This is a genomic window from Streptomyces showdoensis (assembly GCF_039535475.1).
GTDB lineage: Bacteria > Actinomycetota > Actinomycetes > Streptomycetales > Streptomycetaceae > Streptomyces > Streptomyces showdoensis.
Genome location: NZ_BAAAXG010000003.1, coordinates 1 through 13,027 on the forward strand (window position 1 = coordinate 1; position 13,027 = coordinate 13,027).

Sequence of the window (13,027 nt, forward strand, 5' to 3'; positions counted from 1 at the left end):
GTGAAGCCGCGGTCGGCGAGCCCGGCGAGGAGCGTGTTGCGGATCCGCCCGAAGGCGGTTTCCTGATGGTGGTTACGCCCAGGCCACATCGGTGCAGGAAGGGTTGACGAGTTCAATGGAAGTCCTGTTCATGAGCCTCCACCGTATCCTTGAAAGAACGGTGGAGACTTTACGGAAGCATGCCCGTGTATTCAGCGCCGACCGTGTCCGCCAAAGTCTCAAAACAAGAGCATCGTGCGTACCACCGACCTGGCCCGCCGGCACGGCATCTCACCCAGGCGGTCCGCAACTACGAGGCCGACGGCTGCCTCCCGCCCCCGGCGCGCACCCCCAGCGGTTACCCGGTCTCACCGAGACCCACGGCCGGCGGCGCTCGACGCTATCTCGCCCTCGTCCGGGCGTACGGGCACGCCACCGGCGGCCGGATCATAAACGCGCTGCAACTCGGGCGCGCTCGACGCCGCCCTGACCGCCGTCGACCGGGGCCAGCACGCCCATGTCGCTCCGCGACCGGGAGACCCTCGACGCGGTGGCTCGCGGCCGTGGAGCAACCTGCTGTGCCACCTCCGGCCGAGCGCCCCGCGCCGGGCCGGACACCCGCCGACGGTCGGCGAGCCTCGCCGCGCCGGCTCACGCGTCACCCGGGCGACCCCTCCTGCGCAACCTGGGAGGGGGGCCGGGATCCTCGCCCCCAGCGCGGGACGACCGCCACCCGGCCACCGCGGTCTACGGCCGGCCGACGTCCGCGACGCCGAGCTGGCGCACCATCCTGAGGCGCGGCGCGGCTACCCGCATGGACCGGATCGCCGAGGTGGTCCGGCAGATCCGTACGGCGGGCAAGGCACGCAGGCCGCTGGGCGCCGCCCTGGGAGGGTCGGGAGCGGCGGGCATACGGCACGACGGCTCGCCCATGCTGCAACCTCCTGGCCGCGCAGCCCTCGGCCGGTACTTACCTCGGACCCTCCGCCCGGACCCTCGATCCACTCCAGGCGCTAGTACTCTCCCTGGAGTACGCGCGACGGCCGGACGACAGGGGTGACACACAGTCAGGACCGCAGCAACCCCGAGCACGCCCAGCTCGGCGCTCGTCGAACGCCCGCCACATCCGAGGTGCTCCCCACGATGGGGCCCGAGGCGCCCTCACCTAACCACCTCCGCGACGGCTGGACACCGCAGCCCGCACTGAACCACAGCCCGGCACCCCCAAAGCGTCCAACTACTTCGCCAACCGCGACGACCTGCTGACTCACAGGCGGGCGCCCGGGTCCAACGAGCGCGCTCCAGGCCGGCGAGCCGACCATACGAGCGGCGGGACGGCGAGCACCGGACCTCGCCACGTAACACCGTGCTGATGAAGGATCTCGTCGGACCCGGTCATCGCCTCCGCACCGCCTAACCCACTCGCCCTCCTGGAACTGCGCCTGGAGGCGACACCCTGCGCTCCGGAGCTGCGCCATCTGCTCACCGAGCGGATCCGCGCCGACGTCGAGGCCAACGTCGCCTAAACACGAGGCCCTCGGGTCTCCCCGGCGACGCAACCGCCCGTCCACCCCCCCCCCCCCAAACTGCTGATCCCCTGGCCATTCAACTGGCTGACTCGTCGAACAGCTCCGCTCCCCCTACGTCTTCTAACCGGGTAGGAAGCGCGAAAACAGCTCAATCGCCGCGCCCGTCGACCGCATCGTCGGCGGCCCCCGGCTGAGGCACCTCCGTGCGGGGGCTCAGAGCCCTCGGCGAACCACCCCGCCGCCAGCTCGCCACACCGTCTCCAACTGTCCCGGCTCCTCGAAGAGGATGCCCCCGCGCCGGCAGGTGACGAGCCGGTGCTCGCAGCGACAACGGCACCCTCGCTGGGCCCCTCACGTTGAAGATCGAGGACCAGGGGTCCGCGCTCCGCCGACATCAGCAGGTGGGCGCCGTCACCTCCGGGCAGCCGCTCGCTTCCGCGAGGTCGGGGCGCCCGCCAACCTGAGACCCAAAAACCGCGGCCACACTACCCAGTCGTCCGTTCGCGGCGGCCCACAGCGCGGACTCCGCTGCATCCCGTACAATCAACTGGCTCACGAAGTAAACCCCGTGCTCAGGGCGCCCGCACCGTACCTAGCCTGTGAGCCAGATCGCCTCGACTGCCGAGCCGCCGACGCGAGCAGCGGTGTCGAAGCACTTGGCGCGGTCGGCCGCCTCGGCCTCGGTGAGCAGGTCGAACAGGAGCGTGCCGGAGGCCGCCCCCCGGTTCAGGGCGCGGGCGGCTGACGCCAGGTTTCGGGGCGCTGTGCCTGGCTGCCTGCCAGCAGTGACCGTCGCGAACAGCACGTCCCTGGGCCCGTCGGGGAACGTCGAGCCGTCGCCGGCCAACCTCATCCCCGACAGCGATGATGCGCACCTCGGCGTCCTCCGCGTACCCCCACCCCGTCGCCGCGCCCGCCATCCCGGCGCGCACCGCGCAGCACACCGCGACGCCTCCTCGTCCTGGTCCTGAGAAGTCGTGTATAACTGCCCCCGATCGCGTAGAAGAGTCTGGGGTTACGCGCACGCTGTACTCTCGTCGCCGCGCCCCCGCGCGCGCGACCACATTCGTGCTGCGCGAACCCGGCACGCGCGAGTCACGGATCCTGGCGAGGCGGCGCCCCGTGTTACCCGTACGACCTGGCAGGTCGGCGAGGCGCGTATGGCTCCGGTTGGCGCGCCCGCGTCGTCCCGACGACGCGATGCTGCCACGGGGTCTGCGGCGCCGGGGCCGCCGCGTAGCGTGCCGGTCCGCTCTCACGTACGGCCCGTTCCAGCGTCTCCACCCTTTCGGCCAGGGCCTGGTGGACGGGGGGGGGCGGGAGACACCGGGGCGTCCGGAGACGGTACCTTGAGTCGTTTGAGGACCGCGTGACTGCCGTCCGCTCTCAATTCGTAAGGCATTGCCCGATCGCCCCCATGGCGAGCTCACGGCCTGGTATACTGGTCACGCCGAGTCTTGCGGACGAGGCAGATGTTCGAGGGGCGCGCGTCAGTATGCGCGTCGGCGACCATCGGCGGCGACGGGCGCTTCCTCTCGCTGGGCGATCCCAGGACGACCGTCCTGTCCCCTAGCGACCGGTGATCCTTGGGTGCCGGGCCCGAGCCGGCGGCCTCCCGCTTGCTCGGCTCGTGTCGGTGAAGTACATGTCTCTTACATTGTTCCGCCTTCCTGGCCCGGTTACGTCGAACGCGGGACACGGCAGTCAGGAAGGCTCTGTGGGCCCGACGGATAGGGGTAGGGGTACACTGTGGCAATCGTGGGTCCCTCTGCCGAGGATCATTCGTCTCCCGTGGTAGGACTAGTCGCCTGGTCAGACCGTCCTCTGTCCCAGTATATCACACCCAGGTTAGTCCCGGAACGTCATGCTCTTCCGATGCCCGTGCTCGTCCGGGTGATACGGTAGTCGCCGTCGAGGATACTCATTACAACGGAACATTCGCGTAGCAGGGTCGGACGGCGGATAGGATGGACGGTGGCTCTCGCGCGCGGCTCGGGGATCCCGCTGTGGTGCTAGGCTGCAGAGATCGTTCGTAAACAGAGCGGAGCTTGATATCCGGAAATCTTTCGCAGTTTGTCTCCCTTGTGCCCTTCTTTATCGACTCGTCTAACTCGTCCCGCCGTGCAGTTACTCGCCTACGGCTTGCTTGGCCTCTGTACCCTGGGCCGTGCCTTCAGCCCAGCGAGCGGCCTGAGCCACGTAACGGAGTTCCTCTTGACGCCTGCTGTACGTGTTGCGTGTGTCTCATACAGCGTGACGACCAGCGTCCTCGTGTGCGGCTTCCTGTGCGGCCTTCCAGCATCCGAGTACCAGCCGTCCCGCCCGTGGACCGCGATGCGCTGCGGAGTCGTCGCTCGACGACTTTCCGCGACGCGGGATGTGTCGGTCCTTGCATACCTCTGAGTCCGCGGAGTCGGACGGCAGCGGGAGCTGACGGGGCGTGCTGGACGTTCGGCCTCGGTCCCGCATCGGCGACCGTGCGTCCGTGGCCCCGGGCCTGAGCACCGATCGACAGTTATCAACAAAGAGTCTTCACCGGGCCTTGGCCGTCCCTCCAGCCCGGTGGAGCGTGCGTGTGGCTCGGATCGAACCTGGACTGAGCCCGTCGCATCACGAGTGCTACATTAGGTGGGTTCGCACGCTGGCTCGGGCCGGGGCGAGCGCTGGCGCAGGGTAACGTCCCGTATTTGCTGCTACAAGTCCACATCTGTAGTCGGCTCGGCGACTGGATTAACGTCCTTGTCCGTCAGTTCCAACGGGCATCCACTGGTAGGAACCCGGTGGCGCCTACGCTCGACAAGTCTCTTGCATAACTATTGTTCAACTGTTGAGTGTTGCTGCTGGACGCATCCGACCTCCCGAGGACGCTCGCATGCCCGGTCATCGACCCTGCGCCTTTCTTAGTCCACTCGCTTGTTCGGGCTCGCAGTGGACAGCCGCGGCTTGTTTTTGAGTCTACTCCAAACAAACACCAACTACATCTGGGCCGGGCTGCTCCTGAGAAGGTCACCGGACAGGACGCGCCCCGGAGGCCTACATCACCCGGTGCCTACGTGATCTTTCCGTCCGGCTCGGCTGCGCCACACGTACTAACCCGTCCTCGCCGTCCCTCAAGGGGCCGTCCCACCGCGCGCATGTACGCATGTCCTTCTTCGGCCTGATCGCCCGCTGCGGGGCTACGAAGCGACGTTATCCTGTTACCCGTATTGTCGTTGGGCGGGCCGGCCGGGGCAGATGGGTCGACTACCGACGACCTCCAACAGAACCTTCTATACCGCAAGCTGCTCGTCGGCAGGCTGATCGGCAAGCGGGCGCTGCGCGAGATGAAGACGACGGTGCCGTGTGGGGTACGAAACGGCGGCCGTGCGAGGAGGTCCTGATGCGGGTACGTCCCTCGGTATCTTTTTAACACGCTGCGGGATGCCGAGGCGGCGGCTGGTACTTTGGGGCCTACGACGTGGCGCGGTCTTCTGTCTTCGGGCACGCTGGTCCCTCGCCACGGAGGACTGCCTGCCGTGCCAGGGTCTCCCTGGCGTACAACCTACTATGAAGTACCAGCGCTTTCGACGAGCAGTGGGACAGCAGGCTGCCGGACTCCGATCCACGCCGCCTATTGGTACGCGTACGTGAGACGGGCGCGCTGAGGCGGCGCCCCCGCCGTATCACAGGCGGGGCTGCTGGACTCCGCTCCGGCAACCCGGCGGCCCCGCGCTGGTCGACCGCTGCCGAGTGCGCTGACCTCGGGGTGACCGGGGCGGCACGGTCATGATCCGGAGGACACGGCCGGTTAACGGCCCGCCCCAGGGCTCCGCCGCGGGTGATCGTGGCGTCCACCAGTGGTGCGATCTGCGTCGACGCCGGCGGCTCCGAGTGTTCGCCGGGGCGCGGTGGTTCCAAGCCACTACATGGGCCGATGAAGGTCCTCCGTCTTCCACGGCGTCGGTGCAACGGCAGAGCGGATCTCCTTCGACATCTCCAACCGCCCCCGCCCGTTCAATGTTGGGGCGCCGACCCGTGTCCGAGCCCGTTGGCGGCAGCAGGCCCCGCAGACACAGCGCGGCCCCGCGGACGTCGCGCCCACTCTGTACACGGGGTGTTCCTGCCAGCCCCCACTCCGTCAGGACCCTCCCGGCCTGGCGAGATGGACCCGAGGCCAGCAACGTCAAGGGGCTGCCCGCATGCGGCGCCATGTGTGTCCAGCCAAACACGTCGGGCAGGATCGCCGCCGAGCCCTGCCGGGGAGCGGCCCGCTTCGCGGGCGTGGCGGGCCGCATCGCGTCCAGCCGTCCGCGACGAGCCCAGTCCACCGGGACGGACAGCAGCCGCCGCCAGTCGCCAGCCTAAACCTCCCGTAACCGGCGGGCGCCCTCTGCCCAACGGCCCACGATCTCCTGCCAGGCGGCCGCTCCGTCGAAGGAACTACGCGGCTTCGTGGTGAGGAGCTCGGAGCGTGACGACGCCTGCATAGACAGCCTCCATACATAATTCGTACTGATACTCATATGAATGTGTCTTTGTCCGACACTACCTTGAACCCAAATCGAAACACAAGCGCAACAGCCGCACCAGACATACCGTCGTGCCCGAGTTCCCTATGCACGAAGGAGCACACGACGCATGAAGCGCCGTACTAGCACCGTTATGTGGGCCGGCAGCTCGCGACGCAAGCTTGTGTCGCCTCCGGCCACTACGTGACGCTCGGCTCCAGTCCGCCGACCACGCCGGCCGCGACGGCCCTTGGCCGCGGAAACGACTCGGCGACAAGCACGTTCGCCGCGGCGGCCCGCCGGGCCGACTGGTGGTCCACGCCACCGCCGCCTGGTGTCCGACTGTCCGCACCTGGAGGCGGCGGGTGAGAGAACCTGGACGGCAAGGTCGTCTCGACGTGTCCCAACCCCCTGGACTTCTCGCCGGCTTCCCCCCCGCTGGCGACCCCGGACGGCGGCACCTCGCCGAGCAGAATCCAGCGCCCTTTCCCAGGCCGCGCGTCGTAAAGACCCTCAAAACCATGACGAACACGTTGTGGTGGAGCAGCCCGCCGGTCCCCCGGTGACCACGTCGTCTTCGTCTGCGGGGACGACGAGGATCCAAGCTGACCGGATCCCGCAGCTGCTGGCCTCCTTCGGCTGGCCGCCGCCCGATCCGTCGACCTCGCGCGACCTGTCGGGCGCCCCGGGCACCGAACTCCCTCCGCCTTCTCTGCTGCGCCTGATAGGCACCCTGGGCACCGGGGACTTACACTTCGGCGATCCTCAAGGCCTACCGCCCGAGACCCGGCTCAGACACATCCATCACGCCCGCCGCTCCGTACCCGTAAGGTATCGGTGGTTGAAGAGCTCCGCGATCCGATCGGCGGGAGCAGCCCCTTCTCGAGGTACGATTTTCCGCACCCTCTGAGCGGCCAGGTCCCAGCGACCTCCTTGGCTAACGCCCTTGGCCGCGGTGTAGCCCATGTCGCAGGGTTATTGGCGGACTCGCCTACAATCCCAGAAAGCTTTTTTATTTGCCTCGACGCATACGCGCAGCACAGGGTCCAATCTCGACGTCTGCGGTACGGATGCCCCGTGACACGCGCTCGGCCAGCGTCAGACAGGCCGCCCGACAGCGATCATGCTCTTCGACGCGCGTGGAGAGATGACCGGCTCGAAGGCGTTGAGCTGCAGCTGACCGCCCTCGGCCGCCATCGTGATGGTCATCTGTCGTTGCCGTGATCACCTCGAAGGCGACCTGGTTGAACGACATCGGGGATCACCGTTTGACCTTGTGCCCGGCATGATGCTCGAACCGGCCTGCACGGGCGGCAGGTTGATCTCGCCGAAGCCCGCGCGCGGCCCCGCAGACAGGAGCCGCAGTCGTTGCAGGTCTTGGAGAGCTTCACGGCGATCCGCTGAGGACCGCGTGAGTAGCTCACGAAGGCGCCGCAGTCCCCTGGGTGGCCTCGACCAAGGTTGGCGAGGTCACCAGGGGCAGACCGGTCAGCCCGGCGAGATGCCGCCGGGCGGTCTCAGCGTAGCCGGGCGCGCTCGAGCGGTTGAGCCCGGTCCCACTGAGTGGCCTGGCCCCCAGAGATTGATCTCGTGGAATCAGCTCGATCGCCTACGGCCAGCCGCCCCCGGTCCTTCCTCCAGCCATCACCCCTATCTTACGATGGTAGAAACTCCTTGGCCCAGGGTCATGGGACACCGCGCCTGGAGCTGGGTGCGCCCCATCTGACCACGCCTGCCCGAACTCGGACGGCCTTCTCGGCGAAGGCGTCCTGGAGCACAGGCCATCGCCCGCAACAGCTCGCGCCCCCCCGCGCCGATGGCGGCGATCCGGATGGCGGTCGGGTAGACGTCGTTGGTCCGACTGCCCGAGTTGACGTCCTCGTTGGGGTGCAGCGCGCGTAGTCGCCCTTCTCGCGCCCATCACTCAGGCCGGTTGGCGACGACCTCGTTGGCGTTTCATGTTGGTGGAGGTCCCGGCGCCGCCTGGGACGACGTCCCACGACGAACTCCTCGTGCAGCGCGCCCGCCCCGGATCTCGCGGCAGGCGGCGACGATGGCGCGGGCCTTCTCCGCGGGAGCAGCCGAGCTCCTCGTTGGCGAGGGCGGCGGTTCCTTCAACGAGCCGGCGAGCGCGTCGATGAGCAGCGGATAGACCGAAATCGGCACACCCGTGATGGCGAAGTTCTCCCCGAGCCCCGCGCAGCGTAATGCACCACCCCATAGGCCTCGGCGGGGACATCCGTCACCCCAGCAGGTCTTGCTCACGGCGGACGGACGCGACGGAGAGGGATCACGGCGCCTTCGCGACGGGGAGGGAGGGTGGGTACGCGGCGGGGAGGGGTCCGGGGTCGGAGCGGGGCAGGGTGTCCTGACGTGGCGGCGCCCGTACCGGCGGACGAGGTGGAAGGGTCGCGGTCCGGACACCCCTGACCCCGCGGAGGCCCCGGACCCCGTCTCGCCCCCCGGGACAGCGCGAACGCCGCCCATCGTGATGGACCCTTGCGTGTCCGTACGCGCAGCCACAGCGAACGTCAGTGGAGCTCGTGACGGCGGCGAGCAAGCGAACTTCCGACCGCACCGGCCCTTCGAGCAGCTGTCCCAGGGCAAGAAGCCGTACGCGTCTCGGGCGAGGGAACGTCGGCCAGCAGCGCGGCCAGCGCGCGATTCGGCGCCTAGCCCGGGACGCAGCGTCCCGGCGAGCCACCGCAACCGGCGGCGGCAGACCGCAGATCGACGACTCACCGCCGCCCGTGTAGACCTCCGCGACCGAAACCGGACGCGACGCGCGTGGACAGGACCACGAGGACGCCCTTGACACCCGCGTCGGGACGGCCGGGGCTATCTCGGCGTGGCCGTTGCCCGCACCGGTCCCGACGAGGAACCGACGCCCCGGGCCCCGGCGGCGACGGCCAGCGTTTCAAGGCGAGCAGCGGATCGGCGTCGGAGTGGTGTCAACCGATGTCGAAGCGGGGCACGGGCCGCCCGCGGCGGGCACGGGCAGCGGCGCCGGCCGCACGGGCTCACGCGCTCGATGTCGACCTGCCGAAGCCGAGCCGAGCCCCCCCCCGATCCGCCGGAGGGGATCTCGAACGGGTCGGCGGCCAGTCTTGTGTACTGACGGATGCCAGGAGCGGGGCCGCGTGGACCAGGCCGTCGAAGACTACGAGGACTCCGAGGCCGCGCACGGTGGCGGGCCGACCTGGACGCGCGTAAGTTACCGAGGCACCCGCCGCCGTCGCCGGTGCCGATAAGGCCGCTTGGTGCCTCCGGTAAGAACTACGGGCGCGGGTCGGAGTGGTGAGGTCCAGAAGAAGCGGACTCCTCCAGCGTGTCGGTCCCGTGCGTGACGAAGATGTGGCCCGTAGACGACCGGGGTCGGCGAGCGTCTCTCGACCCGCCGCAGCACGCGAGCTGGCGTCGGTGTCATCCGGGAGCTGTTGACGTTTTAAGAGGTCGATGACCTCGACTCCACGGCGTCGGAACGCCAGCGGTGGCACGAACGTCCGTCACCGGAGGCTTCCGGCGGCGTATCGCTCCCGTCCACGGCTCGCGATGGTGCCCGCCCGGTGCTGATCACATACGATGCGCGAGGCCTTTGCGTCCGCGCGTCCCACTTCATGACCACGTGATACGCGCACCTTTCCTGAAAACGCCCAACGATGGCCAATCGCCCAAGCAAGGCCGATTGCGATTTCTCTACCCTGAATCAGACTCCGTGGTGAATAATTGCGCCATGGACGCGCCAATCCGATCTCCAGACTTGCGCAGAGCTCCAGAAAGAGGCCGGCTTGAACACAACCATGAGCTCGCCAAAGCGGATCGGCCTCACCCCTCGCCCTGCATGCGCCGCGGTCCGCCCTGGAACAGGACGGCCTGATCCAGGGTACCCAAGGGCGTCATCGACCCGCCCCCCGTACGGCCGGAGCTTTCGAGTCCTGTATCGGTCGAAGTGAAGCGAGACCGGGAGACGGTCGATCCGTTCGAGGAGGCCGCTGCATGGACATCCCCGACGTCATCGAGGTCTTACCGCCTCCTTCGGCAGCCCCGTCTGCCTGCTGCGATCGAGGTCGCGGACCTCGCGCGTACAGCTTCCTGTGGATCGAGCGGCTGACCACCCTGGCGGGGGCACGGAGGTGAACTCCCATATCATCATGAAGCGGGTCAAAGAAGCCCAAGGCGCCTCCCCTGTCGACCGCTGACCTGACATACTGAATCCAATTCCGCCCGGAGCAACGGCATTCCTGTGCGGGATTCTGGTCTATGTAGCGCGTTCATCGACGCGTGACGGTGGACGGTCCTGTGTCCCCTACGTTCTACGTGCTGCGCGATAAGTGGGCCTGCCCTGCACCACCGCCTTATCCGCCACGCGCCTCATCACCCCTACACGAGTCTTAATACTATGCTCGGACTCAACAAGGTCCCACCCGCCGCCGCTTCGCCGCCCTGACCGCCCTCGTCACCCTCGTCGCGGTCCGCGGCCCTGCCGCCGCGCCTACGCCAGGCACAGTCACGGAAACGCCGCCGCCCCGCTGCTCTGTTGCTGTTCGAACAACTCCAAGGTCTGTATACCGGTCCGAACTCAGCCGACTGGATCATCGGCACCGACCAGCCCGACCCCCGTCCCCAAAACGCCCCTCCCCCTCGGCAGTACCGAATCCTGGACCGGGCCCATCTCGGCCTGGTGCGTGCACTTCATATTGCAGCGGACCCGGCCGGGCTTCACGCGCTCATACGCTGCCATCGGGCGGCACCATTGCACTGTACGGCACGACCGCCGCCCACTGCCTGCATGACTTCGACACCTTTCGTGCTTCAGCCCGGACGGTCCGACGTTGCGGTCTCACGCGAGCGAGTAAGAACCGCACGTTGGGGAGGGTAGGGTCGGGCTAGACCTTCGTGCCCAGAACGGCTTCTCTGGCCTGGTTTTCCGTCGATCTCCCGACCTAGTGACTGCGCGAACAGCCGACCGCCATAAACAGACGACGGCTGGGGACGCGCCTGGAGATCATATCAACAGCCTACCTGATGGGGACAAACGGCGTCGGTGACGACGACGGGCCCGTTCTGTGCTTCTACACAGCCCCCTTTAGAACACCCACGTCACGGTGTGCGCACGGACGAACCCCGGGCGATCGCCCGACTGAAAAATACCGCCGGAGGCCCCGTCCCGTGAAGCGGCACCTCGGCAGACGGTTTGAACCGGCCGCCATCACTTACCTCTAGCCCGTGGCGAGACCAGTTGGCACCGACCACCTCGAAAGGCGGCCGACAACACCCGCAATGCCGTCGCGAGTACTGGTCTACCGCACTCGGCTCCTCCTCCCCCCGTGACGAGCTGGCGCGTTTCTGCTTTCGCGACCAGCGCCTTCGTGCGGAGGGGAGCGCGTGTGCGCCGTCGCCGTGTTGGGTCGACAGTGCTCTCTGCGCCTGTCTACGACGCACCTGTGTTGCCATGTTTCCGGCAACACGCTTTAATGTCGACGGCTGGGAACGTACCGGCCTATGCCGTGGGACGACGCGCGCTCGCCTCACGGCCTCACCGACTTGGCTGTTCTGACTGCGACCACCGTGCGTGGGCGTCGGGTTTGGCGAGCACCTGCACCGCCGGCCACTTTGCATCGCTGTCAACCCGGGCTGTCGAGGTCGGGCGACATGACACTGTCCTGGACCGCCTCGTCTCGGTCGATTCATTATCATTCGACACCGGGGCCCGGCCCAACCGAGCTACTCCAAGTCATGGCCGAGAGGTTAACGGCCACTCCGACCAACAACCGACACGCTCGCCAGACGGGACGATCCCAGGCGTCTACACCGACGGCCGCCCTCAAACCATTCCAAACCCGACATCGCACGGCCGAGACCACAACGACTGACCGCATTACGACCGCGAAGGTCCAGGTCCTCGACAGCGGCGGCACGTGCTGTCGACGCTCAGCGGACCCTACTCCAACCGTTTTGCCCACGCGTCGACGCGGTACGTCCAGCGCTCTCTTCAGCTGGCCGGGTACGCGAGGCATCTGGAGCCGTGACGCTGAGTTCACGTCGACGGCACGGAGGCCTCCACCCTCCAGACCTCCTTCGTCCTCGACGACACCCTTTTGCCGCGCTGCTAAGACCGTGGAGCTGACGCCCACGTCGCCGCGACGACCATCTGACGGCTATGCAACTCACCGCCCGAGAAAGGACCCCCAGGTCCGCTTGCGCAGCTAGGTCAGATGGAAGTGTGGGCAGCGCTGTCCCGCGCCGCTCGTCCGGCCTCACAGGCTCCCCGCCTCGCGCGCGACCCCGTCGAGCGCACTGCCCACCGCGTACGACCAGCACAGTAGTACACTAAGAACGACGGTCCGGGACAAGACGTAAGCGCAGCCTGAATGTCCTCGCTGCACACCTCCATCCTCGCAGCAGAGCAAGATCTCGGAGAACAATATCGTACGATACGACGCCGTCTGTGAACGCGCTTGAGAGTCACGGACAGACTTCTACGAACAACCTCCCCACGCGTAACGTGATCCTAGCGCGACAGTCGTGGCACCTGCGCGCAGCAAAGGACTCAACACGAGCGGTCGCCGTGAGCAACTGATAAACGAACGCGAGCACGTGTGGGCCTCCAGTCGCACGCTAGACCGGGCGCGCTCGGCACCAATGCGGCCGGCCCGGGCACGGACACCTGCACCACTGCGCGCGGCGACGTCACGTCCGAAATCAAAGAGTCGACGACGCATCGCAAGGCAACAAGAAGGACTTCGTGACGAACGGCGGCAGCGCGGGTCAGCGCGGCGCGCCGGTCAGCTACACGTCGACACGCAACTCCTTCGAAGCCGCGGACAGCGGACAAGGGCGACAGTGGCCTCCGCATGATCTCTTGTGAGCATGGCCGTATCCGGCTACGAGGGGGCACGACGACGCCTGGTCCGACCGTGGAGCCAACGAGAGGTCTCGACGCAGACAACGGCAGCGATCTTCAGTGGACCGCCTGTCCGATCCTGAAATGTCAGTGGAACGATATAGCAGGACACGTCACCGTAGCGCGTT

Annotated in this window: 3 protein-coding genes; all 3 read right to left on the reverse strand. The window is 67.6% G+C overall.

Annotated features, from left to right (window positions below):
* Positions 1-2,100: 2,100 nt before the first annotated feature.
* Positions 2,101-2,313 (reverse strand): hypothetical protein, encoded by a 213-nt coding sequence (locus ABD981_RS01825; RefSeq protein WP_345527555.1) that lies wholly within the window; start codon positions 2,311-2,313, stop codon positions 2,101-2,103.
* A gap of 4,906 nt (positions 2,314-7,219) precedes the next feature.
* Positions 7,220-7,432 (reverse strand): lyase family protein, encoded by a 213-nt coding sequence (locus tag ABD981_RS01830; RefSeq protein WP_345527588.1) that lies wholly within the window; start codon positions 7,430-7,432, stop codon positions 7,220-7,222.
* 213 nt (positions 7,433-7,645) lie between these two features.
* The gene (locus ABD981_RS01835; protein ID WP_345527590.1) at positions 7,646-7,888 is read right to left on the reverse strand and encodes a lyase family protein; all 243 of its coding nucleotides are present in this window, start codon (positions 7,886-7,888) and stop codon (positions 7,646-7,648) included.
* Positions 7,889-13,027: the final 5,139 nt, after the last annotated feature.